General features: G+C 64.1%; 22 protein-coding genes. 10 read left to right on the top strand and 12 right to left on the bottom strand.

Annotated features, from left to right (window positions below):
* Positions 1-169: 169 nt before the first annotated feature.
* Together GC088_RS03495 and GC088_RS03490 are read left to right on the top strand one after the other, a co-directional pair.
* Positions 170-1,447, top strand: a complete 1,278-nt coding sequence (locus GC088_RS03495; RefSeq protein ID WP_323960547.1) for a class I SAM-dependent methyltransferase — start codon at positions 170-172, stop codon at positions 1,445-1,447.
* Positions 1,448-1,541: 94 nt separating this feature from the next.
* The gene (locus GC088_RS03490) at positions 1,542-2,933 is read left to right on the top strand and encodes a protein kinase domain-containing protein (protein WP_323960545.1); all 1,392 of its coding nucleotides are present in this window, start codon (positions 1,542-1,544) and stop codon (positions 2,931-2,933) included.
* Positions 2,934-2,938: 5 nt separating this feature from the next.
* Here GC088_RS03490 and GC088_RS03485 read toward each other — a convergent pair whose 3' ends face one another.
* From GC088_RS03485 to GC088_RS03465, 5 genes are all read right to left on the bottom strand, one after another.
* Positions 2,939-3,166 carry a sulfurtransferase TusA family protein gene (locus GC088_RS03485; protein ID WP_323960543.1) on the bottom strand — a complete coding sequence of 76 codons (228 nt, stop codon included), beginning with the start codon at positions 3,164-3,166 and terminating at the stop codon, positions 2,939-2,941.
* 41 nt (positions 3,167-3,207) lie between these two features.
* Positions 3,208-4,266 carry a YeeE/YedE family protein gene (locus GC088_RS03480; RefSeq protein ID WP_323960541.1) on the bottom strand — a complete coding sequence of 353 codons (1,059 nt, stop codon included), beginning with the start codon at positions 4,264-4,266 and terminating at the stop codon, positions 3,208-3,210.
* Between the two features lie 99 nt (positions 4,267-4,365).
* Positions 4,366-5,160: a maleylpyruvate isomerase family mycothiol-dependent enzyme gene (locus tag GC088_RS03475; protein WP_323960539.1), complete on the bottom strand. Its 795-nt coding sequence runs from the start codon at positions 5,158-5,160 to the stop codon at positions 4,366-4,368.
* Between the two features lie 18 nt (positions 5,161-5,178).
* A complete protein-coding gene (locus GC088_RS03470; RefSeq protein ID WP_323960537.1) occupies positions 5,179-5,811 on the bottom strand; it encodes a TetR/AcrR family transcriptional regulator in 633 nt (210 codons plus the stop codon).
* A 156-nt stretch (positions 5,812-5,967) separates the two neighbouring features.
* Positions 5,968-7,770 carry a bifunctional metallophosphatase/5'-nucleotidase gene (locus GC088_RS03465; RefSeq protein ID WP_323960535.1) on the bottom strand — a complete coding sequence of 601 codons (1,803 nt, stop codon included), beginning with the start codon at positions 7,768-7,770 and terminating at the stop codon, positions 5,968-5,970.
* A 217-nt stretch (positions 7,771-7,987) separates the two neighbouring features.
* Here GC088_RS03465 and GC088_RS03460 point away from each other — a divergent pair, with 217 nt between their 5' ends.
* The 4 genes from GC088_RS03460 (at position 7,988) to GC088_RS03445 (ending at position 10,734) form a co-directional block, all read left to right on the top strand.
* Positions 7,988-8,197: a prevent-host-death protein antitoxin of TAS system gene (locus tag GC088_RS03460; RefSeq protein WP_323960533.1), complete on the top strand. Its 210-nt coding sequence runs from the start codon at positions 7,988-7,990 to the stop codon at positions 8,195-8,197.
* Between the two features lie 66 nt (positions 8,198-8,263).
* Positions 8,264-8,407 carry a PIN domain-containing protein gene (locus GC088_RS03455; protein ID WP_323960531.1) on the top strand — a complete coding sequence of 48 codons (144 nt, stop codon included), beginning with the start codon at positions 8,264-8,266 and terminating at the stop codon, positions 8,405-8,407.
* Between the two features lie 128 nt (positions 8,408-8,535).
* Complete coding sequence (locus GC088_RS03450; RefSeq protein WP_323960529.1) at positions 8,536-10,296, top strand: S8 family serine peptidase; 1,761 nt, start codon at positions 8,536-8,538, stop codon at positions 10,294-10,296.
* Positions 10,297-10,437: 141 nt separating this feature from the next.
* Positions 10,438-10,734 carry a hypothetical protein gene (locus tag GC088_RS03445; protein WP_323960527.1) on the top strand — a complete coding sequence of 99 codons (297 nt, stop codon included), beginning with the start codon at positions 10,438-10,440 and terminating at the stop codon, positions 10,732-10,734.
* Positions 10,735-10,744: 10 nt separating this feature from the next.
* Here the strand turns inward: GC088_RS03445 and GC088_RS03440 are convergent, their stop codons facing one another.
* The 7 genes from GC088_RS03440 to GC088_RS03410 all read right to left on the bottom strand — a co-directional run bounded on the left by GC088_RS03440 (position 10,745) and on the right by GC088_RS03410 (position 18,404).
* Positions 10,745-12,307 carry an amino acid permease gene (locus GC088_RS03440; RefSeq protein WP_323960525.1) on the bottom strand — a complete coding sequence of 521 codons (1,563 nt, stop codon included), beginning with the start codon at positions 12,305-12,307 and terminating at the stop codon, positions 10,745-10,747.
* Between the two features lie 93 nt (positions 12,308-12,400).
* On the bottom strand, positions 12,401-13,702 hold the full coding sequence (locus tag GC088_RS03435) for a glycosyltransferase (protein ID WP_323960524.1): 1,302 nt from the start codon (positions 13,700-13,702) through the stop codon (positions 12,401-12,403).
* A 91-nt stretch (positions 13,703-13,793) separates the two neighbouring features.
* On the bottom strand, positions 13,794-14,129 hold the full coding sequence (locus tag GC088_RS03430; protein WP_323960523.1) for a nuclear transport factor 2 family protein: 336 nt from the start codon (positions 14,127-14,129) through the stop codon (positions 13,794-13,796).
* A 77-nt stretch (positions 14,130-14,206) separates the two neighbouring features.
* The gene (locus GC088_RS03425) at positions 14,207-14,653 is read right to left on the bottom strand and encodes a G5 domain-containing protein (RefSeq protein ID WP_323960522.1); all 447 of its coding nucleotides are present in this window, start codon (positions 14,651-14,653) and stop codon (positions 14,207-14,209) included.
* A 209-nt stretch (positions 14,654-14,862) separates the two neighbouring features.
* The gene (locus GC088_RS03420) at positions 14,863-15,705 is read right to left on the bottom strand and encodes an LmeA family phospholipid-binding protein (RefSeq protein WP_323960521.1); all 843 of its coding nucleotides are present in this window, start codon (positions 15,703-15,705) and stop codon (positions 14,863-14,865) included.
* A gap of 12 nt (positions 15,706-15,717) precedes the next feature.
* Positions 15,718-16,740 (bottom strand): 1-aminocyclopropane-1-carboxylate deaminase, encoded by a 1,023-nt coding sequence (locus tag GC088_RS03415; RefSeq protein WP_323960520.1) that lies wholly within the window; start codon positions 16,738-16,740, stop codon positions 15,718-15,720.
* A gap of 38 nt (positions 16,741-16,778) precedes the next feature.
* Positions 16,779-18,404 (bottom strand): ribonuclease J, encoded by a 1,626-nt coding sequence (locus GC088_RS03410; RefSeq protein WP_323961896.1) that lies wholly within the window; start codon positions 18,402-18,404, stop codon positions 16,779-16,781.
* Between the two features lie 371 nt (positions 18,405-18,775).
* Between GC088_RS03410 and GC088_RS03405 the strand changes: the two genes are divergently transcribed.
* The 4 genes from GC088_RS03405 to GC088_RS03390 all read left to right on the top strand — a co-directional run bounded on the left by GC088_RS03405 (position 18,776) and on the right by GC088_RS03390 (position 23,953).
* Positions 18,776-20,332 carry an alanine/glycine:cation symporter family protein gene (locus GC088_RS03405; RefSeq protein ID WP_323960518.1) on the top strand — a complete coding sequence of 519 codons (1,557 nt, stop codon included), beginning with the start codon at positions 18,776-18,778 and terminating at the stop codon, positions 20,330-20,332.
* 312 nt (positions 20,333-20,644) lie between these two features.
* The gene (locus tag GC088_RS03400; protein ID WP_323960516.1) at positions 20,645-22,090 is read left to right on the top strand and encodes an APC family permease; all 1,446 of its coding nucleotides are present in this window, start codon (positions 20,645-20,647) and stop codon (positions 22,088-22,090) included.
* A 204-nt stretch (positions 22,091-22,294) separates the two neighbouring features.
* Entirely contained in the window at positions 22,295-22,870 is a 576-nt protein-coding gene (locus GC088_RS03395) for an HNH endonuclease (protein ID WP_323960514.1), read from the top strand.
* 108 nt (positions 22,871-22,978) lie between these two features.
* Complete coding sequence (locus GC088_RS03390) at positions 22,979-23,953, top strand: hypothetical protein (RefSeq protein WP_323960512.1); 975 nt, start codon at positions 22,979-22,981, stop codon at positions 23,951-23,953.
* Positions 23,954-24,087: the final 134 nt, after the last annotated feature.

Below are 24,087 nucleotides of genomic sequence, written 5' to 3'. Positions count from 1 at the left end.
AATCAAAAGGGCGAGATGCCCTCAAGCATCCTAGTTGCCTTCGGGAACGAATGCGGCCCACTGCTCAACTGTTCCCGGTCCCACGTGTCCGCCGCGTAATCGTTACATGCGTTGCCGACGTTCCATATACCTCTGGTCGCGGAGCTCAAACCGGAGTACACAAGAACCCATGGCGAAGACAAAGGGAGTAGCGCCACGGCTTGCCGAAGCCCTCGGGATCATCCTCGGAACCGATGAGATTCCGCTGCGGCTGAAAGCGTGGGACGGGTCCGAAGCGGGTCCGTCCAACGCGCCGGTCATCGAGTTCCGGTCCCGGCGCGGACTGCGTCGGATGCTCTGGTCTCCGAACCAGCTCGGCCTGAGCCGCGCGTATGTGGCCGGGGACATTGATGGTCCCGGCGACCTGTTCGAGAGCTTCTCCGCGCTGAGCTCGGTCGGCAAGTTCGCCGAGCTGAAGGCCTTCCGTCCTCCGACCCTCGGCGAGCGCTGGAGGCTGCTGCGCGCCGCCGTCGGAGTCGGCGCACTTGGCCTTCCGCCCGCTCCGCCGCCGGAGGAAATCAATCCGGACCGCGCCGGCCGGAAGCATTCGAAGAAGCGCGACGCCGCCGCGATTTCACACCATTACGACGTCGGCAACGACTTCTACGCGCTCGTCCTCGGTCCGTCGATGGTGTACTCCTGCGCGGTGTGGGAGGACCCGGACACCGGGCTCGACGCGGCTCAGGAGGCGAAGCTCGATCTGGTGTGCCGCAAGCTCGGCCTGCACGAGGGAATGCGCGTACTCGACGTCGGCTGCGGTTGGGGCAGCTTCGCGCTGCACGCAGCGCAAAACTACGGGGTCGACGTCGTTGGCGTCACTCTTTCGAAGGAGCAGGCGACGTACGCGCGCAAGCGGGCGGCCGACGTCGGGCTTTCAGAACGCATTGAAATCCGCGTGCAGGACTACCGCGATGTCGACGACGGCCCATTCGATGCCATCAGCTCGATCGGGATGGCCGAGCATGTCGGGCAGGAGCAGATCGACGCTTACGCGAGGAAGCTCCACGCGCTGCTACGACCCGGCGGGCGGCTCCTCAACCATGCAATCTCGTGGAACGCGGGCGAGATGCCGCCCGATCCGGACTCTTTCATCCCCCGCTATGTGTTTCCCGACGGCGAGATGCTCAGTCTCACGAGGATGATCGGAGCACTGGAATCGGCCGGGCTGGAAGTGCTCGACGTCGAAGCGCTGCGCCGACACTACGGGCTCACCCTTCGCGCCTGGGTCCGGAACCTCGAGGAGAACTGGGACGAGGCGGTGCGGCTTACGAGTGAGGGTAGGGCCCGGGTATGGCGTCTGTACATGGCGTCGAGTGCGCTTGGGTTCGAGCGGGGGCTGAACGGTGTGAACCAGGTGCTGGTGCAGCGCGCCGGCGGTCAGGATCCCCCGCTGCGGCGGGATTACTAGACAATGCCGTACCGTTGGAGTTAGCCCGGCAGCTATGTAGCGCTGACGACCCCATGTCGTCGCTCACCAAACAGACCTGCCAAGAAGGGAAATCATGGTCGAGACGACCACTGTCAGCGCTCCCGAGGTTTTCTTCGGCGGGCGGTACCGCCTGCTGGAGCGGATCGGGCTCGGAGCGAAGGGGACGGTACACCGGGCCCGGGACGAGTTCCTGGGACGGGATGTGGCGATCAAGATCCTGCCCACAGCCGCGCTCGACGAGGATCAACAACGCCGCAACGACGACGAGGTCAAAGTACTCGCACGGCTGAACCACCACAGCCTGGTTGCTCTGCTTGACGCCGGCTCGGACCTGAGCGACCCTGCTTCTCCCCGGGTCTATCTGGTCATGGAACTGGTTCACGGTCTCGACCTGCGGCACCGCCTTGCACTGGGACCCCTGGCATTGCGCCACACCGCGCAAATCGGATTCGATCTGGCCGAGGGCCTGAACTATATCCACAGCCAGTCGGTGGTCCACCGGGACATCAAGCCGGCCAACGTCATGCTCTTCGATTACGGCACTGAGGACGCCCGCATGCGGGCCAAGCTGACAGACTTCGGCGTCGCCGCCCTGGCCGGTACCAAGGAGGACAACGGCACTTACATGACGGGGACCGTCGCCTACATGAGTCCGGAGCAGGTCAGGGGCGAACCGATCAGACCCGCCAGCGATATCTATGCGTTGGGCCTTGTTTTGCTTCAGTGCATTACGGGCAAGCTGGAATTCCCAGGGCCTGCCGTGGAGAGCGCCGTCGTGAGGCTCTTCCGCGATCCAGAAATTCCGGCAGACCTCAACCCACAGTGGTCGGCCCTGCTGAGAGCAATGACCTCCAGGGACCCCTCTGAAAGGCCCTCTGCCCGCGAAGTCTCGATGGCGCTGTATGAGCTGACTTCCGCCGGCCGCTCCCGGCACAAGCTCGGTGATTCCCTCTTTCCGGACGATGAAGAGGAGCGGTTGGCTGCCGTCCGTCGTTACAACATCCTCGACACGCCGCCTGATGGTGCGTTTGACCGCGTAACATCGCTCGCCGCACGCATCTTCTCCGTCCCGACGGCAATAGTCAGCGTCGTCGACCACGACCGCATCTGGTTCAAATCCCACCACGGGACCGACGTAGAGCAACTCGACCGGGACCCGGGACTGTGCGCCTCAGCCATCCTCCAGGACGAACCTTGGGTCATCGAGGATGCCCCGACCGATCCGCGGGCCTTATCCAACCCCCTGGTAGCAGGCGAGTACGGCCTGAAGTTCTACGCAGGTGTTCCGCTGCGGACCCGCGATGGTTACAACCTGGGGACGCTCTGCATCCTGGATACTGAGTCCCGCCAGTTCACGCTCGAAGAGACCGGGATGCTCGAGGATCTAGCGGCCATCGTGATGAACGACCTGGAGCTGCGGCTCGAAAGCCGCAGCTCCAAAGTTGAACAGACTCAGTCAGGCTGATCCGTTCAGGCCTTCTGTACGGTGATGGTCCATTCTGCGTCGCCGCGGCGGTCGAAGTTGGTGACCGGGTAGCCGTTCTCGGCCGCCCACCGCGGGATGGAATCGGTGGCCTGCGTGCAGTCGAAGTTGATGACGAGCTCGTCGCCCACCGGGATGCTTTCGATTGCCGCCTTGGCTTCCACTAGCGGGAAGGGGCAGACCTGGCCGTCGGTTTCGAGGATGTGCTGTGCCATGGTGGAGGTCCTTCTTGCTGGATCTGTTGCTGCTGAGGAGGTTACTTGGCGGACGCGAAGGCGGGTTCCGCCGTCGTTCCGGTCTTCTTGCGGGGGGCGATGAACAGCTTGGCCGCCGCGCCGGTGCCCAGGATCATGAAGATCAGGGAAACCCAGCCCTGGTAGCCGAAGAGCGCGGTGTTTACCATTGCGTTGCCGATGGTGCAGCCGCCGGCCCAAGCCGCGCCGACGCCCATCAGCGCGCCGCCGCCGATGCTGCGGACGGTCTGCGTGGCGTCCGGAACGCGGACCTTGAACTCGCCGCTGAACTTGGCGGCGATGAAGGAACCGACCAGCAGGCCGAGCACCAGGAAGACGCCCCAGTCCACGAGCTCGGTGTCGCCTGTGACCAGGAATCCGGCGAGGTTGGAGGAAGGCGTCGTGATGCCGAGGCCCGACTCGCGGCCGGTTGCCCAGCTCAGCGGCCAGGCGAGGATCGCGATGATGCCGATGACCACGGCGGTGGTGAAGGCGCCCCACGGCTTGTCGAACAGGACCTTCGCGAGGCCGGTGCGGTTGGAGGGCAGCGAGGCGATGTTCAGCTTCGGCTTGCGCAGGTGGTACCGGACCGCGAGGGCGACGCCGGCACCCAGGACCGCGACCAGCAGCCACGGGCTGACGCCGAGTGACTCGTGGATGCTCGTAAGCGGGACAGTGATGGAACGCAGGGACTCCGTGGTTCCTGCCAGCGGGCCGGTCTTGGAGATCGAGGCGAAAAGAGCGTACGCAGCCAGAGCAATCCACGACCCGACCAGGCCTTCACCGGACCGGTAGTACGTTCCGGTGGCGCAGCCGCCGGCCAGCACAATGCCGAAGCCGAAGATGAACGCACCGATGACCGTTGCCAGCCAGGCGAAAGCGTCGCCTTCGAGGGCGATGATCCCGACCGCATCGAGCGCAAAGACGCCCACGCTCTGAATTGCGACGACGATCATGAAAGCGGTCAGCCAACGGGTGTTCTTGGCGATCCACAGGTCACGGAACGCACCCGTGACGCAGAAGCGGCCGCGCTGCATTGCGAACCCGAGGGCGGCTCCGAGCAGAAGTCCGGTAATCAACATGATTCAAGGGTCTCGACCCCTATACCCAGTGCTGAAAACGCGTTAACTTCGGTTGCTTGAGGTTACAGACTACGACGGCGGAGTTTGACTCGAGTGCGCCTAGAACGGAACCTTCGTCTTCAGGAGAGCCGCTCCCGCTACGGGGTCCTGTGACGGACGACCGGAAAGTATGCGGCAGAATTCAATCGCATCCAGCTCGAGGTGCTCGCCGCCGTCGTCGGTTCCCCAGGTGCCGCCGGCAGGACCGGTGAGATGCAGCCGGTAGGGCTGTCCGTGCCGTCCCGCCCACTCTCGGACGACGTCGTCGACTATCACCCCGTCATGTTGCTGGCTGAGCACGAGCTGTGTTCCGGTGGCGCGGCTGAGGTCGATGCGGTGCATCCATGGGTCGCGGGTGAGGATCACGTCCAGCAGGTAGCCGATGGTCCACCACTCCACTACTCCGTCTTGACCCTGCTCATCGGGCAGGCGCCGGTTTCGAATGAACGACGGCGTGAGACGGCGCCCGCGGGCCGCTTTCGGTCCGATCGCCTGCAGTTCCGCAGTGAGCTCCTGCGGCGTCTTACCCTCGCGCTCCGATACCTGCAGGCCGGTGAGTGCGTCGATCTGCTCGGCGCCGGTCCGTTTCATCTCCTTATTCGCCTTCAGGTTCTGGCGGGCCGTCTCCCAGGGCGTGGCCGCCATCGCGGCCATGCCGCAGATGTGGGCAACCATGGCGCGGACATCCCACGCCGGACAGTCGGTCGGCATAGTCCACTGGCCAGGCGAAAGGCCGACGACGGCGTCCGCCACTCGCGCGTATTCGTCTCGTGCCAGCCGCATGGCTGTGGTGCGTTCCAGCGCAGGACGGCGCGGGTGTTCTTTCGTCCCGGCCGCTGGAGTCTCGGTGATCATGGCAAAGTCCTTGAAGGATCAGTTCTTCTTCGTTGAAGAGGTGTCAGCTCTTTGGAGGGGCAGGTCCAGGCCGTCAACGTACATGTCGACGGCGCGGTCCAGCAGTTTCTCCCAGCGGTTGCCGCCGGGATCGTTGGCCAGTTGGGCGTCAATGAGCCCTCCCAGCAGCGCGGTGTAGAGGTCGATGTCTTCCTGCCGGGTCAGCCCAAAGGGTTCCAGTTCCTGTCGAAACCGTTCGAGCGCTTTGATCGAAGGCGCATAGGAATCGGGGGTAGGTTCGAAGCCGGGGATGGTTCGCTGGTTCATGAGCTGGAAGCGTGCGGGATCGCCGACGCAGAACGCGAAGAAGGTGCGCGAGTTCCATTTCAGGAAGTCCCTGACCGTCTCTCTCGGTGCATCACCTATTTCCGCTTCCATTTGGTCGAGGCAGTCCTGCCAGGCGTCGGCGAACATACTGTCAAAGATGGCGTTGCGGGATTCGAAGTGAGTGTAGAGGGACGGCGCCCGCATCCCCACGCTTGCCGCGACCTCCCGTAGGGTCACGGCAGCCAGTCCGTCCCGCCGGGCGATAGCCCAGGCAGCGTCGACGATTTCCCGGCGAACGGCTTCCCGCCGCTTGGCAACCCTATCGCTCGTAGGATTTCCTAACACAGTTAGGATTATGCGCTCCCGCTGGATTGACGTCAATGGGGTTATGGGTGCTCGTGCGCAGCGGCTAAAAAGGCGACGCCCCGGCACCTGGCCGAGGCATCGCCGTCGTACTGGTCTCCGCGCAATGACGGCGCGAGAGGGAGTCGCTTCTGCGTACTAGTTGAAGACGGGCTCTCCGTTTCGGGTGAGCTGCCAGTTCTGCTCGAAGAAGTCGGCCGGGTCGATGCTGCCCTGTGCCACCAGGTAGTCGATGAGGAGCTGGCGGATCTCGACGGTGTGGTTCGCAAGCACCGGAGCCGTAGCGATGTGCGGGAAGTTTCCGCCGCCCGACTGCCGGTAGTTGTTGGTGGCGACGGCGAAGCGCTGGGCCGCTTCGATCGGAGCACCGTTGTAGCTGAGGTTGACGATCCGCTCCCCTACCGGCTTGCTGATGTCAATGTCGTAGGAAACGCCGGAGAACATGTCGTAGTTGTAGTCAGGGGTGCCGCCGGCGTTGGTCAGCGTGGCAGGATCGATCAGAGTGCCGGGAGCGGTCTGGTTGAAGTACCTGGCCGAGAACTCGAGGTAGTCCTTGATGTGGGCACCGGTCATCTCGACACCGGAGAGGGTGTTCGGGAAGACGTAGAGGCCTGCCATGTCGCGGATGGTTACGGGACCCTCGGGGATGACGGCTGCACGGTTGAAGGGCGCCACAAGTGACAGGACCGGCAGGTCGGCGTTCGGGGTGCCTTCGAGGGCCTGGTCAAGCGCATCGGCCTGCACCTTGTTGACGAAGTCCATCACCGCGGTGTCGCGGTAGCGGGACTCGGCTGCCGACATGGTCGCTGTGGCGGTGCCGATCGGAGTGTTGACGTAGTCGATGGTGCGCTGGTGCTGGTCGGCAACTAGCTCCGATATCTCTGGATCCGCCGGCACCGTGTTGGCGTTCAGCAGTTCGGAGGAAGCCGAGGTGACCTCCCACTGTCCGCGGACCTTGGTCAGCTCGAAGTCCATCACTGAGAGGCGCTGGCCCCACTGCTTCGGTTCGGTGAGGAGTACCTGCTCGCCGGTCACCTCGTTGGTGATGAACTGCTCAGCGATTTCGCGGTGCTCGTGTCCGGCGAGGATGGCATCGATGCCGGGAACCTGCTCCGCAATTGCGGTGGAGGCGTTCTCCAGCGGAAGGCTGTCGCCGTAGGACGAGGTGCCGGAGGGGCCGGAGTGGGCACTGACAACGACGACGTCGGCACCTTCCGCCTTCATCTCTGGAACATACTTCTCAGCCTGCTCGACCATGCTGAGGAAGCGCAGTTCGCCCTCGACGTTGTTCTTGTCCCAGATGGCGCTGCCAGGAGTGGTGAGTCCGAGGATGCCGACCTTGATGGGCTTCTGTCCCTTGAGCTTGACGGTCTTCAGTACGTAGGGGGTGAAGGCGGCTTCGCCGGTGGTCCAGTCGGCCACGTTGGCGCCGAGGAGCGGGAAGTCGATCTGCTCCTCGAAGGTGCTCAGTAGCGGCAGTCCGTAGTTGAACTCGTGGTTGCCCACGGTCATCGCGTCGTAGCCCAGGGCATTCATGGCGGCAGCCATCGGGTGCGTTTCGCCGGTTTCCTCGACGGGTTCCACGTTGGCGAAGTAGTCAGTCAGTGCGGACCCCTGGACGGTGTCGCCGTTGTCGATCAGGAGGGTTGACTCCTCGCCTCGGTCAGCACGGACCTGTTTGACCAGGCTCGAGATCTTGGCGAGCCCGATGTCGTTGGATCCCGAGTCGGTGTACTCGGCGTTGGTGAAGTAGTCCCAGTTCTCGATGTAGCCGTGGAGATCGCTGGTGCCCATGACGGTGATCGTCGCGGTCTTGCCATTGGAGCCCTGATCGGCACCGGGTTCGGCTGATGCTGCGGGCGCGAGGCCCAGTGCTGCGACGCAGCCGAGGGCAACTGCCGCCACGGCTCGGCGCTGGCCCTTGAAGGAACGTTCTGACACGTGAAATCAACTCCTGTTCTGATGCGGTGAGCACAGGCTACGCACCGCCGGTGACACTTTGGTGACGCCTGATGCTTACCTGGGTGAACGGAGCGCCGTTTCTTCACAGCGGCAGTCTCACTCTCGACACGGTTGCTACACTTGCACGGAGGTGCAGCCATGACCACGATCCCTCATCGCGAGCTGCGAAACTCAAGCAGCAAAATCCTTTGAACGCGTGCGCGCAGGAGAAATCATCACTGGAACGAACAACGGCGAGGTGGCCGCGACCCTGATCCCGCCGTCGTCGTACCCGTTCGAGCGCCTACTGCTCTCAGGCAATGTCCGGGCCGCAAACCAGGGCGTAGTCGATTTCCGGCTCTTGCCGCGAACCAGCCATGGGGGCAGCTCCGCCGAGATTCTCGCGGACCTTCGCGGCGATCGATGATCCTGTACATCGACACCTCCGCAGCCTTGAAGCTGATCGTCGAGGAACCGGAATCAGGCTCGCTGGATGAAGAACCCGCGAAGTGCCGACGCCATCCACTGGGCCACTGCACTCCGTCTTGAGGCGGACACCTTTGTGGCGTACGACTGCGAACTGCTCACTGCTGCCCCGAACGCCGGTCTTAGCACTCCGGCACCGGAATGCACGTGAGTCGAACGTCGTCCGGAGCTGCGAATCATATTGCCTGCACGAACGATTCGGTAGATCCCCGTGCCAAAGTGCATGAGTTTTAGCGATCACTGTAAACGTTTTGTATGACGGCTGTTAGGTTCGCGGTCATGAAAATGACAAAGAGGCTTACTCTCAGCCTTGCACTCGTCGGTCTTCTCGGTACAACCTTCACACCGGCGGAAGCCTCGACTATCCCCGAGCTTGAGGGCGCTACCCTCTCCGCCTCGGTACAGGAGTTTCTTTCCTCTGCCGACGATTCCATGCAAGTCATCGTGACGTTCGACGACCGGTCGGGCCTCGATGCGTTGAAAGCCCTAGATCCGCAGGTCCAGACCACACGGACGCTCTCCATGGGACTGGCCACGCTTACGGCGGACCAGATTCGGGACATCGCCTCGTGGGGTACGACCCGCAGCATCTGGGAGAACGCCACGGACGATCTCTACCTCGAAGACAGCATCGGCATGATCAACGCAGACGACGTTTGGGCAGGCGAGGGCCTACGAGGCACCTACGACGGAACGGGAGTGACCGTTGCCGTCACCGACACCGGCGTCGACGCCACCCATCCAGACCTCACACACGGCAACAAGGTCATCAAGAACTTCGCTGTGGTCGGAGACCCGCTGAGCGATACCAATGTCGCGTTCGTGGATAACCCCACCACTGCTGACGACCACGGCCACGGCACGCATGTCTCGGGCACCATCGGCGGCACCGGCGCCGCCAGTGAAGGGAAGTTTCGAGGCGTTGCTCCCGCCTCGGACATCATCAGCTTCAAACTCGGTTCGGCCAATGTACTGGCCTGGTGGGCAATCCAGTCCTACGACTGGATCCTGACCGAAGGCGACGAACATAACGTGCGTGTGGTCTCCAACAGCTGGGGCGGTGGCGGAGGCAGCGATTACGACCCCGAAGATCCCGTCAACATTGCCACGAAGGCCGCTTACGACGCCGGCGTCGTCACCGTCTTCGCAGCCGGCAACTCGGGCAGCCCCAACACGATGGGACGCAACTCTGTCTCCCCCTACGTGGTGTCAGTAGCAGCCGCGAATAAGGACTTCACCCTCGCGAGCTTCTCCTCGACCGGTCGTCCCGACGGGAACCAGAACCGTAACTCGAGCGAAGGTCTCTACCGCCCCACCCTCACTGCTCCCGGCGTAGACATTGGAGCAGCCCGGGCGCTCACTGGGGCGCAAATGTCCTCGGGTGTTATCACTGAGAACCCGTTCTATACCCGGGCGAGCGGGACGAGCATGGCAACGCCGCACGTCTCCGGCGTGGTCGCCCTCATGCTGGAGGCCAACCCGGCGCTGACTCCGGCGAATGTCATCAGCATCCTCGAGTGCTCCGCAGCTGAGATGCCCGGCTACGCTTCCTTCGAAGTAGGTGCCGGCATGCTGGATGCCCAGGCCGCTGTCGCCATGGCGGAGAAGGGCAGGACCACCTGCAAGTCTTCCCTGTCAGTCAACGGCTTCGAGCCGATCGGTGAGGAGCAGCCGATCAGCGGAACGGTCCTGCCCGGCGGCTACGCGGTGGACACAGGGGTCTCCGAGATTGATGATGCTTTCTGGCGCTACCACAAGATCGAGGTCACCGAGGGCATGGATGCACTCCACACCCAGATCGCATGGAATAACCCGGCCGAGAACATCTACCTGCACCTTTACGACCCGCAGGGCAACGAAGTGGGTGCTTCGGCCGGGCTGCTCGCCGCGCCGATTACCGAGCGGGAGGTGCTGGTGACCTATCCGGAACCGGGCACCTGGACGGTCGGCGTCGTCGGCCGGGTCAACGCAGTGACCCCATACACCGGAACCATCCAGGCCTTCACGGAGGCCTCGACGAAGCCTGGGAACGGCAAGTAGTAGCCCTCAACCATCGGAAGGAACGACGGCGGCACCCAGCCCGGGTGCGGCCGTCGTTCTGTGTGTGGGCATGACCCCGTTGACACATCCGTCGATCCGAGGACGATCAAAGTACACACTTTCCACCGCACGGGAGTCAGCATGGCAGCGCGCGACGACGGCAAGAACGTTCCCATCCGGGTTGAGGTAGTTCCCGGCTCACCTGCCGACGCAGCGGGCCGTATCCCGGCCGAGCCGACGGATGAACGGTCACCCCTCACAGACGCCGGCTCTTTTGATGTCGACGACGACACCCCCCGCTACCGCGACGCCACCGCCCTAATTGCCGGCGGAGCTGCCGGTGCCACCTTTGTGGGCGTCGCCGTCGATCCGGCGGGAGACAACTCCCCCGGTCTTCCCGACGTCGGCTCTTTCGACGGCGCGGACGGCGGCGAGTAGCGCGCCCGACCTACCGCTCGTCCTCCTTCGGTGCGATTCCCGCACCGCCGAGTCCGACGTCGGTCTGCCGCTGCTGCTCGGGCATCCGCTCGCTGTAGCCCGGCCCGCCGGTCACCATGATGCTGCGCTTCCGTGAGTACAGGAAGTACACCGCAATACCGATCGCCATCCACACGAAGAACCGCAGCCAGGTTCCGCCCGTGAGGTTCAGCATCAGGAAGAAGCACAGGGCGATCGCGATGATCGGCAGCACCGGCACAAACGGCACTCGGAAGGACCGCTTCAGGTCAGGGCGGGTGCGCCGCAGGATGATCACACCGAGCGCCACCAGCATGAACGCAAACAGTGTGCCGATGTTCACCAGTTCAGCGAGGGTGGACAGCGGCACAAACGTGGCGATGATCGCGATGATGATCCCAGCCACCAGGGTGAACCGGTAGGGCGTTCCGAAGCGGGGATGCACTGCGCCCAGCGCCGGCGGGAGCAACCGGTCGCGGCTCATCGCGAAGCCCACGCGGGTCTGGCCCAGCAGCAGGATCATGGCCACCACAATCAGGCCGATGCAAGCACCGATCGCCACCACATTGCCCATCCAGTTGACGCCCACGGCGTCGAAGGCGGTAGCCAGCGGAGCGCCGTCGGCCGGGTCAATGTCCGAATACGGCCGTATGCCGGTGATGATCAGCGACACCGCCATGTACAGCACGGTGACGATCGCAAGGGATCCGAGGATGCCGATGGGCAGGTCGCGCTGCGGGTTGCGGGTTTCCTCCGCGGTGGTGGCGACGACGTCGAACCCGATGAACGCGAAGAACACCAGCGCCGCAGCGGCGAACACACCGCCCAGGCCGTACACGGTCGGTTCGAGGCCGAAGATCGTCTCCACGAGCGGGATGTCGAGCGCACCCGCCTCCGACGGCGCGGTTCCCTCGCTCGGTGGGATGAACGGGCTCCAGTTCGCCACATTGATGAAGAACAGACCCACGATGATCACCAGCAGCACCACGGACACCTTGATCGCTGTGACCACCTGGTTGATGCGGCTGGACAGTTTGATGCCGGTCATCAGCACAACGGTCAGACCCAGGATGAGCAGCCCGGCCGGCAGGTTCATGACGCCGGTATCCACGGAGGCAATCGCCTCGGGAATCGCGAAAGGAGTGCCCTCCAGGACCACGCCGAGGTACTGGCTGAACGACGTCGCAAGGGCCGCCGACCCAACCGTGAACTCCAGCACGAGGTCCCACCCGATGATGAACGCCACCAGCTCACCCAGCGTCGCGAAGGAGAACGTATAGGCGCTGCCCGCGACCGGGACCGTGGAGGCCAACTCCGCGTAGCAGATGGCACTGAGCCCGGCCACCACACCGGCAATAAGGAAGGAAAGCGCGACGGCGGGGCCCGCGTTCGCGCCGGCCGCCTGGCCTGTGAGCACGAAGATTCCCGCACCGATGCAGACGCCGACGCCGAAGACTATGAGATCCAGAGCGCCCAGGTTCTTTTTGAGCTTGTGTCCCGGCTCCTCGGTGTCACGGATGGACTGTTCGATGGATTTGGTGCGGAAGACACTCATTGTCTGGCCCCTTTGCCTGAACTCGTGATGGAATCACTGCGTCTTGCACGAGTCTAGGCCAGCGGGCGAAACTTCACACCGATAGAAGGTAAGTCAGCGGGAACCGGCCATCAGCCCCTCCACCAGGTCCACCAGCGCATCAACACCGCGCGACTCCTGGATGGCCTTCCCGATGCGCTGCGCGTGCCGCCGGTAGGACGGATCGGTGAGGATCTTGCGCACGGCCTTCGCGACGTCGTCGGGCTTGGCGCGGTTGGTGCGCAGGTTGATTCCGACGCCTGACCACGCAACCCGCGCCGACACTTCAACCTTCTCCTCCGTCTGACCGGCGACCACCAGCGGGATGCCGTGCCGCAGCGCGAACTGCACTCCCCCATACCCGCCGTTGGTGACGAAGACGCTGGTCTTGGGCAGGAGCTGGTCGTACGGGAGATAGGAGGAGACGCGCACGTTCGGGGGGAACGGTCCCGGAAGGGTGTCGGTGGGACGACCGCCGGTGGTGACCACGACGAGGACGTCGTCGTTCGCGAGACCGTCGATGGTGGGGCGGATGAGGTCGTCGTAGTCGCGGTTGGCCACGGTGCCCTGCGTGACGTGGACAACCGGGCGGCCGCTGTCGAGGTCGCCCCACCAGTCCGGCAGGTCGACGTCGACCGCGTTCCTGCCGCCGCCCTGCGAGACCGGGCCGACAAAGTGGACGTTGTCGGGGAGATCGGAGCGCGGGTACTCAAACTCGGATACGGAGAACTGGACCATGACGTCCGCGCGGCGCGGCCAGTCCATGAAGAAGCCCGGAAAGCTGCTGCCGGTGACGCCGAGCGCCACCTCGTCCGCGTACTTCTGCACCGGCCCGAAGAGCACCTTCTCCGCCATGACGCCCATCGCACGGTTGCGGAGCCGGCCGACGGGTCCACGCATCGGTGGAATGCCGAGACCGAACGGTGCGGTATCGCGGCTGGCGAGGCTGAGCGGCACAATGCCGCAGACGACGACGGCGGGTCGCTTCTCGCGCGGCGTGTTCAGCAGGAGGGACACACCGATGAACAGCGGCTCGGAAATGACCACATCGACGGGTGCTTCAGCGATGGCCCGCTGAACGGCGTCGTACTGCAACTTGGCGGGCCGCAGGAAGATGTTCCGCAGGTCGAAGCGGATGCCGTCGATGCCCTTGAGGCCTTCCCGCTCAGGGAAAGCTGCGTTGGGATCCATTTCGTCGAAGTCGGCCTCGGGCGGGAGCGGGAGGTAGGTGGCGCCGGTGGCCCGGACGCGGTCGGCGTAGGCCTCGCCGGTCAGGAAGCGGACGGTATGGCCACGGCTGATCAGGCCGGCGGTGACGGCGAGCATCGGAATGACGTGCCCGGCCGCGGGGCAGGAACAGACGAAGATCGATGCCATGGCGGACTCCTGGGAAAGAGTAGTTGCATCACTCTAGCCAGCCGGGGCTTGGGAATTTCTGGGACGACGACGGCGGACCCCGCCCTCTTCGCTAGACGGCCCCGCCGAAGTACACCTCCACCTGGCAGACGAGCCCGTCCTGCACGCGGGTTGCCTCGACGTTGCGGTAGGTGCGGCCGTCGACGTCGTACTGGTAGCGGTGCAGCACCACGCCGTCGGCCTCCACAATCTGCAGGGTGGTGGCCGGGGCGTCGAAGTGGTCAGCCGTGGGGAAGCACCGGGCCAGCCAGGTGTCCTTGTCCAGGTGGTCGTCCTGCGGGCTGGTGAAGGTGAAGTTGTCGGCCAGCAGGGACAGCGCCAGGTTCCGGTCCTGCTCGCGGTAGGCACGCACGAACTCGAGGACCGTCTCCCGGGGCGAAAGAGTCACACGACGATTCTGTTCCTCGCTGCGAACCCTGTCGAGAGGACGCCTGCCGAGAGGGCGCCGTCGATCAGCCCGTCAGGTCAGCCCTCGCAGCCCTGTCCGTCACCATCGGAGTCGAGACCGTAGATGTCGGAGCCGACCACAGTCACCGGACCCTGCGCGTAGGACGGTCCGTTGCCGCTTCCGCCTGCGCAATCCACGTCGCTATCGACCGGCACGCAACCGCCGGCATAGTTGGGATCGCAGTTGCCCGCGGGCACTGCCGCCTGAACCGGAGGCGGCGGCGGTGCAACCGGAACCGGCTTGGAACCGACGCCGATTACCTCGTTGACCGGCGCAACGCGTACTTCTTCGCCAACGGCAACTCGACCGGTCTCTACGCCGTCCGTGATCGTCACTTCAAAACGGGTTGCCTTCACGCCGGCAGCTCCGGCGACGAGCAATGCTTCGGTTCCGACCTCTGCGTTCGGGTCGTCCTGCCGAACCGAGTCGAACGGAATGGCCGACTCGACCCACTCTTCGGTCACGGTGACCTCAGGGGTTGGCGAGGGGGTAGGGGTTGGGCTCGGCGCAGGTGTTGGGCTGGCACTCGGGCTGGCAGCGGCGCTAGAGCTCACCGCGTTGATATCAGCGACAGCTGTGGAGCCGGCACCTCCACAACCAGTGAGAGCCAGCAGTCCGACGCCCAGTATGGCTGAACAGAGCTTCGCCTTGGCAGAAATTCCCGTGAACACAGTTACCCCCAGATACAAAAAGTGCTTGCGATGCATTCAGTATCGAGGTAGCGGATGCGGTGAATTCGCAGGTTCGGCGCAGTATTGCCTTGAGAATCGGCGTGGTTTCTGCGAACTCCGATGGCACGAAGGAGGCGCAGCCTCCCGGGTAACTGCGCGAGGGTCACGTCCTCGCCCCGCAGGTTCGCCCGGAATCCGTCCTCCTGCACCGCAACATCTCGCAGCACTAAGCCTTCGGGCAGCCCCTCAATCGTGTGCTCGATGGTCACGAACTGACGCACGACCGCGGCCGTCGCGTTGGAGAGAAAATCCGGCCCACCGAAGTCGATCGAACGCGGCTCAACGACCAGCCTGCCTCCCTCCGCCTCGACGGTGCCGGTAGCCTCGACCCGCAGCTCGCGCCCCAGGACCTCGACGCTGCGCACTACGCGGGCCTGTCCGCTCTCGGCCGCGCTGACCTCGGAGCCGCCGCCCAACTCCTCCGCAATAACGTCGAAGGGAACCGTCGCGTCGACTGTGAGCTGCTCCGCCACAAGACCGTCCGGTCCGGTCACCACTCCCTGCCCGACGGCGGACACATCGCGAAGCATCGAGCCCTCCGCTACCACTGTCCCGGCGTCGAGCACGACGTCGGCGAACCAGGTCTGGTCCTCGCCTAAGTCGGCGGGAGGTTCAGTGCCAGACGGCGCGGGGTCGGCGTCCGCCGTCGGCGACGGCGTAGGCCCGGCCTCACCACCGGAGGCCGGGTTCGTAGCCGCGAACCAGAAGATCAGGGCCGCAAGCATCAGGAGGACAAGCATCCCGACAGCACCGATCAGCCAGTCCTTCGCACGCGACCAGTTCATGAAGGCAGAGGCCTAGCCCCGGAACAGGCCGCTGTACGCGTTGAGAGCCAACTGGCCGCCGAGGTGGGCGTAAAGCACGTTGCTGTCAGCGGGGATCTCCCGGCTGGTGACCAGGTCGATCATGCCCGCCATCGACTTTCCCTCATACACGGGGTCGGTGATCATCGCTTCGAGCGAGGCGCTCAGGCGCATCGCCTCAAGGGTTGAGTCGACCGGGATGCCGTAGAGGTCGCCGGCCCAGCCCTCGAGGACGGTGATTTCGTCGTCGCGCAGGTCCCGCTCCAAGCCGATGAGGTTGGCCGTATTGCGGGCTATCCGCGCAACCTGGTCGCGGGTCTTGTCCAATGTCGCCGAGGCATCAATCCCCAGGACGCGCCGCCGTCGTCCGCCCGCGTCCTCAAGCGCAGCAAAGCCGGCGATCATGCCGGCGTGGGTGGAGCCCGTCACCGTGCACACCACGATGGTGTCGAAGAAGACGCCGAGTTCCTTCTCCTGCTCCTGCACCTCGTAGGCCCAGTTGGCAAAGCCGAGCCCGCCGAACTTGTGCTCGGATGCTCCCGCGGGAATGGCGTACGGCTTGCCACCGGCTGCCTCCACCTCGGCGATGGCGTTCTGCCAGGAATCTCGGATGCCGATGTCGAAGCCGGCGGCGTCGAGTCGCACGTCGGCGCCCATCAACCGGGAGAGCAGGATGTTGCCCACTCGGTCGGTGAGCGGGTCCGGCCAGTCCACCCAGTTCTCCTGCACCAGCAGCGCCTTGAGTCCCAGCTTCGCGGCCAGCGCAGCGACCTGCCGGGTGTGGTTCGACTGGTACCCGCCGATAGACACGAGTGTGTCGGCTCCCTGCGCGAGGATGTCCGGCACGATGTACTCGAGCTTGCGTGTCTTGTTCCCGCCAAACGCCAGGCCGGAATTGACGTCCTCCCGCTTGGCCCAGAGTTGGGCACCGCCGAGGTGCTTGGTGAGCCGCGGCAGATGGTGCACCGGGCTCGGGCCGAAGGTGAGCGGGTAGCGTTCGAAGTCCGTGATGGCCATGGTGCCTCTTTCTCGCGCGCGGTTGGGTGGTGGCTGGCTCAGGCGTCGACGATGATGACGGTGATGACCGGCTTGCGCCGCAGCGCCCGGTCCGACCAGCGGAGCAGCGCTTCGACAATGGCCTGCTCCGCTTCCGGGCCGGTCTTCTCCCGCTTGAGGCTGTGCAGTGCCTTTTCGACGACGTCGATCGCCTTGTCATGCTCGGCATCGGACAGTGTGAATCCAACAGGGAAGAACTCCGGGTCTTCCTCAAGATTCCCGGTATCCGGGTCGACGATGGCTAGTACGGTGAGCGCACCGTCCTCGGCCAGGCGGATACGGTCCTGCAGGGACTCCTCGGTGGCGGCTCCGGCAACCATGTTCTCCACGTACACGTAGTCCGCCGGAATCTTGCCGGAGACCCTGGCTACGCCGTCCTTGAGGTCCACCGTGGTGCCGTCTTCGACGATTAGCGCCTGCTTGGGGTTCACGCCGGTCCGGACGGCCAGCTCGGCGTTGGCCTTGAGGTGGCGGTGCTCGCCGTGTACCGGCATCACGTTGCGGGGGCGCACGAGGTTGTAGCAGTAGACAAGTTCGCCGGCGCTGGCGTGCCCAGACACGTGGACCTTCGCGTTGCCCTTGTGCACCACGTTGGCGCCGAGCTTGGTCAGGTCGTTGATAAGCCGGTAGATGGAGGTCTCATTGCCCGGGATGAGGGAGCTGGCCAGCAGCACCGTGTCACCCTCGGTCAGGTCGATCATGTGGTCCTTGCTGGCCATACGCGCAAGGGCAGCCATGGGTTCGCCCTGCGACCCGGTGCAGATCAGGACGGCCTTGGTGGGAGCCATCTTGTCCAGCTCCTTGAAGTCCACGAGCAGGCCGCGCGGCACGTTCAGGTATCCGAGCTCGCGGGCGGTCTTCATGTTCCGCACCATCGACCGGCCAACGAAGGCGACCTTCCGTCCGTACAGGTGGGCGGCGTCGATCACCTGCTGGATGCGGTGAATGTGGCTGGCAAAGCTGGACACGATGATCCGGCGCGGAGCGGTGCGGAAGACTTCATCGATAGCCGGGTTCAGGTCCTGTTCCGAGATTTGGAAGCCGGGGACGTCCGCGTTGGTGGAGTCCGGCAGGAAGAGGTCCACGCCCTCCTCACCGAGGCGGGCGAAACCTGCAAGGTCGGTGATTCGGCCGTCGAGCGGGAACTGGTCCATCTTGAAGTCACCGGTGGCCAGGACGAGCCCGGCGCCGGTCCTGATGGCTACGGCCAGACCGTCCGGAATCGAGTGGTTCACCGCCAGGAACTCAAGGTCAAACGGCCCGAACTTCTTCCGGTCCCCCTCCTTGACCTGCACTGTCTTGGCGGTGATGCGGTGTTCCTGCAGCTTGGTCTTGATGAAGGCGAGGGTCAGCTTCGCCGAGATGATCGGGATGTCAGCCCGCTCGCGGAGCAGGTACGGCACCGCACCGATGTGATCTTCGTGTCCGTGGGTCAGGACCAGCCCAACGATGTCGTCCAACCGGTCCCGCAGGTAGGAGAAGTCCGGCAGGATCAGGTCCACACCCGGGTGGTGTTCCTCGGGAAAGAGCACGCCGCAGTCCACGATGAGGAGCTTGCCGCCGAACTCGAAGACGGTCATGTTGCGCCCGATCTCCTCCAGGCCGCCGAGCGCTACGATGCGCATGGCTCCCTTGGCGAGCCTGGGAGGCGTCTGCCGCGCCCGTGGTGATGAGTGACGTGCGGTTCTGGTCATGGGATCCGATCTTCTATGTCGGACGGCGATCCCGGAGCCCAAATACCGTTGGTAGCGTGCTGCGTGGCGGCCGCCCTGCTGCTGGGCACGGCCCGCCACGGGAACAATGGGCGGGACGGCATACTCGAACCCGACTTTACACCGCTGCACCCTGCCACGACGGCGGACGCCACCTGCCAAATGGACCAATCGCGACAGGATGTGAGAAGCTTCACAGGTTTTGGTATCGTGCCTGCCGCTTTGTCCACCGACGACGGCGGCACCGAGCGTGCTACCCGCGCTCTCCTGAAGGGAAACCACTTATGAGCGGTGCTTTATCTGCCATCAATGGCGTGATCTGGAGCGACTGGCTGGTTTATCTCTGCCTTGCCTCCGGCGTTTACTTCTCTATCCGTTCCCGCTTCCTGCAGGTTCGGCACGTCAAGGGAATGCTTCAGCAGCTGGTTCACGGTGAGAAGTCGGCTTCCGGCGTCTCCTCGTTCCAGGCCCTTGCGATGTCCCTGTCCGGCCGTGTTGGCACCGGCAACGTCGCCGGCGTCGCCACCGCGATCGCCTTCGGCGGACCGGGCGCCCTGTTCTGGATGTGGATGATGGCCTTCCTGGGCGCGTCGACGTCGTTCATCGAATCGACCCTCGGCCAGATGTACAAGACCAAGGATCCGCTGACCGGCGAGTACCGCGGCGGCCCTGCCTACTATTTCTCCCGTGCACTGGCGCACACCAAGGGTGCCGCATTCTTCAAGGGCTACGGCTACGTCTTCGCCGCCGTGACCGTCCTGGCCTGCGGCCTCCTGCTGCCGGGGGTTCAGGCCAACTCCATGGCGACCGCCATCGACGGCGCGTGGACCCTCCCCGCGTGGGTTGTCGCCGTCGGCTCCGTGATTCTTCTCGCGCTCGTGATCATCGGCGGTGTGAAGCGCATCGCCAATGTCGCCTCGTTCGTAGTGCCGTTCATGGCCCTGGGCTACATCGTCCTTGCCCTGATCGTGGTCTTCATCAACGCGGCCCAGCTGCCGGAAATGTTCTCACTCGTCTTCCGCAGCGCGTTCGGCATGGACTCGGCTCTCGGCGCGATTGTCGGCATGGCCGTCATGTGGGGCGTCAAGCGCGGCGTCTACTCCAATGAAGCCGGCCAGGGCACCGGCCCCCACGCCGCTGCGGCAGCCGAGGTATCGCACCCGGCCAAGCAGGGCCTGGTCCAGGCCTTCGCCGTATACGTTGACACCCTGTTCGTGTGCTCGGCCACCGGCTTCCTGATCCTGTCCACCGGTGCGTACCGCGTCTTCTCCGGCGGCACCGAGGACGGCGATGTCCTCGCCGAGGGCGGCCTGCTCTCCGCCACCGCCGCCGTCGGACCGCAGTATGTGCAGACCGGCTTCGACTCCGTATTCCCCGGCGTCGGCGCCTCCTTCATCGCGATCACGCTGATCTTCTTCTGCCTGACCACGATCATCGCCTACTACTACATGGCCGAAACCAACCTTCGGTTCCTGCTGGGCAAGGCATCGAACCGCCTGATCCCCGGCCTGAACGCCAGCCTCGGGCGGGTCACCACCGTGGCCCTGCAGGTGGCCATCCTCATCGCCGTCGCCTACGGCTGCGTGAACACCGCCGCCGACGCCTGGCTGATGGGCGACATCGGCGTAGGCCTCATGGCGTGGCTGAACATCGTGGGCATCCTGATCCTGCAGCAGCCGGCGTTCAAGGCGCTGAAGGACTACGAGCGTCAGCGAAAGCTGGGCCTCGACCCGGTCTTCGATCCGCGTCCGCTGAACATCACCGGCGCCACCTTCTGGGAGACCTACAAGCCGTCCGGCCCGGAAAGGGACAACCGCGAGAGGGAATCCGCGCGCAGCTAGCGGACACTCCTTCCGGAGCTAAGCACAAGAACGACGACGGCGCTCGCCACCCAGGCAAGCGCCGTCGTCGTTGTTTTGGTGTCAGTTCCCGCGACGCTAGTTCAGGCCTCATGGGCTGCAAACCCGGGTCGGTCACACTCAAAAACGATGGACGACCGTTTTAGTATTGACGCGTCCAACCGTGCCGACGCACAATGCGACTGCTGCGGAAGTGCGTCTAGGTTAAACGACGGCGTGGCGCGCTTCACATTGGGTGTGTGGGGACGCCTGAATCTCAATCTGCCGGAAGCACGGCGCACTAAGCGAGGATCTATGCAACATTCACAAGCGGCGCAAGAGCCGGACACTTCCCTTCTCAAGGTCCTCGGAAACTGGGATGCCCTGGCTCTTGGTTTCGGGGCCATGATCGGCTTCGGCTGGGTTGTCCTAACCGGTGGCTGGATAGCGTCGGCCGGCACCATGGGCGCGGTCCTGGCCATGATCACCGGTGGTGTGATCATGGGCGTGGTGGGGCTGACCTACGCTGAGTTGACCGCGGCGATGCCCAAGGCAGGCGGCGAGCACAACTTCCTTCTCCGAGGAATGGGTCCTCGCTGGTCCTTCATTGGCTCCTGGGCAATCACCGGCGGATACGTAACGATCGTCGCCTTCGAGGCGGTTGCCCTGCCCCGGACGGCCCAGTACCTCTTTCCGAACCTCAGCCAGATTCCGCTGTGGGAAGTGGCGGGCTATCAGGTACACCTGACGTGGGCGCTGGTCGGCGCGATAGCTGCAGTGGTCATCACCGGGATCAATATCCTTGGGGTCAAGCTCGCCGGTGCCGCCCAGACCTTCGTGGTGGTTTTCCTTCTCGTCATCGGCCTCATGCTTGTACTCGGCTCCTTCACCGGGGGATCTGCCGCCAACATGGAGCCCTTCTTCACGGGCGGCTTGAACGGCTACTTCGCGGTCCTGGTTGTGGTTCCGTTCCTGTTCGTCGGATTTGACGTGATCCCTCAGTCATCCGAGGAAGTCAACATCCCGGCAAGGCAGATCGGCAAGCTGGTTGTCATTGCCGTCATCCTGGCAACGATCTGGTACGCCATGACCGTACTCACTACCGCCTCCTCGATGCCCGCCGGAGACATTGCCCAGGCTGACATAGCAACTGCCGATGCCATGGGAGCGCTGTTTGGCACCGATCTGATGGCGAAGGTGCTGATCGCTGGTGGAATCGCCGGCATCCTCACCTCGTGGAACTCGCTGCTTCTGGGCGCCTCGCGGCTCATGTTCTCGATGGCGCGCTCAGGCATGCTGCCGGCCTGGTTCGGCCGGCTGCACCCGAAGTACCGCACCCCGGCCAATGCCCTGCTGTTCATCGGCGTGCTGTCCTTCCTTGCACCGTTCTTCGGCGAGTCGATGCTCGTCTGGCTGGTGGATTCCGGCGCTCCGAGCATTGTCATCGCCTACATCCTGGTATCGATCGTGTTCGTGATCTTGCGCCGCCGCGAACCCCAGATGGATCGCCCGCTTCGTGTTGGCGGTGCGGGCAACGGCGGCATGATCATTGGCGTCGCCGCGGCGGTCCTGTGCGTCGGCCTGCTCAGCCTCTACCTTCCCGGAATGCCGGCCGCGCTCACCCCGCCCCCGTGGATTCTCTTCGGTCTCTGGTGGGTGCTTGGAGTGTTCCTGCTCTTCCGCATTCCATCGGGGATTGCTCCGGGTGAGGATGCTGAACACCGTCTGCTCGAACGCCTCAAGCAGCGAAACAGCAGATAAAACAGCTAAGAACAGCTGACCGGCGGATGCCGACTCCGCTCAGCGAAGGCCCGTCACCTTGGAAGGTGGCGGGCCTTCACTGTTGATGGTGCAGTTCTTGACGGGTCCGACGTCGACGCCCAAGTAGGGCACGGTGCCCACGCAATGCTCTAATTGCTGAGTGCCGAAATGGGGGAAGGTAATGCGGATGCATGGTGTCAGGCGATGAGTGAACTGGGCCGTATCTACTGGTCGAGGCAGCTTCTAAAGCTGGGCTACTCCGCTGCAGTTCTGTGGCTCGGATGGTCGATCATTACTCCCCTACTGCGCGGGCCCGCTGCTCCGGCGCAGGTTGCAGCCGGGCCCTCGGGAGCTGCGGACGTTCTCATGTCGATTTTCCAGCCGGTGCTGGACGCTGCTATCGCGCCGGCCGCGGTCCTGCTGGCGCTGGGCCTTACTGCCGCGGTCATCACCTCACGGGATGCACGACGCCGCGATCCAGTCCGGCGCTTCACTCGCCAGCAGCGCCGCGAAGGAATGGCTCGTGCGGACGGGCGGTGCGAGTTTGGTGTGGGTGCACGCCGCTGTTCCCGTCCTGCGGAGCACGGTGACCACTTCTATCCGTGGTCCAAGGGCGGGTCGACCACGCTGCAGAACTTTGTTGCGGCGTGCAGCAGGTGCAACCGTTCCAAGGGGGCGCGGATCCCGTCACCGAGCGTGCAGCGACGGATCGAACGACGACGCGTAGCTGATGGGTTGGACGCGGCGGACATTCTGGTCGGCGAGCGCGGGAGGCTCTAGGCGGCGCAAACCAACATCGGCCAAGCGCCGATCGTGCGTTCCCATTCCCCGTAAGCCTGAATGCGGCTAGCGTAAGGATTCCCATTGTCGAGTCTGGGGGAAACTTCGATGCGCCACATGATCAGCCTCACTACTGTCGCCGTAGCTACTGCGCTCGGGCTCCTCGGCTGCTCGATGAGTCCCAGTAAGGAGCCCTTACCCACTGTCGCAGCGTCCTCCACAGCATCGCCCACGGCGGAGCAAACTCCCGCGACATACGAACTCAATCAGACGTTCACTGCCACTACCTCTTTTGGGGCGACGCTCACGGTCGAATTGCCAGCCGCTGGCCCAGACGACATCGAACAATTGCGGACGGATTTGAAGGTCGAACCGGTTAGCTACGCGAAAGTACATATCGATAACCGGAAAGGCACCGAGGAGGTGTCGGTCTACCTCGTCACTATCTATGACGAGAACGGGACGGCGTACGAGTTCCAGGATCTGTCCGTGTATCACGTCGCCGACTGGGGCCCACACTATACGGATGCTCTCGGGGGCGTTGAGGGGACCTACGGCTACACCTTGACCGACGGCACCATCCTTGATGAAACCGTCGGTGACGATCTGAGCAGGCGATCCACCACACTCCAGAATCAGTACCTCAACGCGACGAATGCTTCCAAGCTGGAAGTCTCGACGGGCTGGCTGGCTTCTACAACAACGAAGCTTCCTGAACGCATCACCGGCATAACTATTCAACCTCAGGGACTTGGGGATGAGGTACCTATGACGCCGGGCGGGACGATGCCGACAGCTTCTGCCTCCCCTGCACCCACGGAACAGCAACCTGATGGGTCTGGAACGATTCCTGCGGACGATCCGCAGAGCGAACCAGGTCCGCCGGAGACCGAACATCCGGAACCCAACCCTGAGGACAAGTTCACATACGAGGAAGCCCTAGCCGCGTTGGAGGGCGGAATGCCGTACTACGAGGCCTTCTGCATTCGCTACGATCCCGTGACAGATGGCGGGCGTTCCCAGTGTGAAGGTATAGAAGCCGGGACAGTTGACCCGATCACCGGCGAGTACATCGGGGATTAGACTCCTCACCCTGCTAGCTTCGGTTTCGCTGCGCCAGGGCGTCCGCGCTGCGAGACTCCTTCCTGTACAGCGAATACTCCAACCCCACGAACACCGCGCTGCAGCGGCGGGTGGGAGCCCACGTGGAAAGCCCC

The organism is Arthrobacter sp. JZ12 (genome assembly GCF_035189165.1).
Taxonomy (GTDB): domain Bacteria; phylum Actinomycetota; class Actinomycetes; order Actinomycetales; family Micrococcaceae; genus Arthrobacter_D.
This window is presented reverse-complemented; position numbering and strand designations above follow the sequence as displayed.

Excerpts from the sequence above, each read along its gene's own strand:
- GC088_RS03420 (WP_323960521.1), bottom strand. The coding sequence starts at position 15,705 with ATGAACTGGTCGCGTGCGAAGGACTGGCTGATCGGTGCTGTCGGGATG.
- GC088_RS03495 (WP_323960547.1), top strand. The coding sequence starts at position 170 with ATGGCGAAGACAAAGGGAGTAGCGCCACGGCTTGCCGAAGCCCTCGGG.
- GC088_RS03455 (WP_323960531.1), top strand. The coding sequence starts at position 8,264 with ATGAAGAACCCGCGAAGTGCCGACGCCATCCACTGGGCCACTGCACTC.
- GC088_RS03400 (WP_323960516.1), top strand. The coding sequence starts at position 20,645 with ATGCAACATTCACAAGCGGCGCAAGAGCCGGACACTTCCCTTCTCAAG.
- GC088_RS03405 (WP_323960518.1), top strand. The coding sequence starts at position 18,776 with ATGAGCGGTGCTTTATCTGCCATCAATGGCGTGATCTGGAGCGACTGG.
- GC088_RS03390 (WP_323960512.1), top strand. The coding sequence starts at position 22,979 with ATGCGCCACATGATCAGCCTCACTACTGTCGCCGTAGCTACTGCGCTC.
- GC088_RS03475 (WP_323960539.1), bottom strand. The coding sequence starts at position 5,160 with ATGATCACCGAGACTCCAGCGGCCGGGACGAAAGAACACCCGCGCCGT.
- GC088_RS03490 (WP_323960545.1), top strand. The coding sequence starts at position 1,542 with ATGGTCGAGACGACCACTGTCAGCGCTCCCGAGGTTTTCTTCGGCGGG.
- GC088_RS03485 (WP_323960543.1), bottom strand. The coding sequence starts at position 3,166 with ATGGCACAGCACATCCTCGAAACCGACGGCCAGGTCTGCCCCTTCCCG.
- GC088_RS03395 (WP_323960514.1), top strand. The coding sequence starts at position 22,295 with ATGAGTGAACTGGGCCGTATCTACTGGTCGAGGCAGCTTCTAAAGCTG.
- GC088_RS03435 (WP_323960524.1), bottom strand. The coding sequence starts at position 13,702 with ATGGCATCGATCTTCGTCTGTTCCTGCCCCGCGGCCGGGCACGTCATT.
- GC088_RS03450 (WP_323960529.1), top strand. The coding sequence starts at position 8,536 with ATGAAAATGACAAAGAGGCTTACTCTCAGCCTTGCACTCGTCGGTCTT.
- GC088_RS03440 (WP_323960525.1), bottom strand. The coding sequence starts at position 12,307 with ATGAGTGTCTTCCGCACCAAATCCATCGAACAGTCCATCCGTGACACC.
- GC088_RS03445 (WP_323960527.1), top strand. The coding sequence starts at position 10,438 with ATGGCAGCGCGCGACGACGGCAAGAACGTTCCCATCCGGGTTGAGGTA.
- GC088_RS03415 (WP_323960520.1), bottom strand. The coding sequence starts at position 16,740 with ATGGCCATCACGGACTTCGAACGCTACCCGCTCACCTTCGGCCCGAGC.
- GC088_RS03480 (WP_323960541.1), bottom strand. The coding sequence starts at position 4,266 with ATGTTGATTACCGGACTTCTGCTCGGAGCCGCCCTCGGGTTCGCAATG.
- GC088_RS03410 (WP_323961896.1), bottom strand. The coding sequence starts at position 18,404 with ATGCGCATCGTAGCGCTCGGCGGCCTGGAGGAGATCGGGCGCAACATG.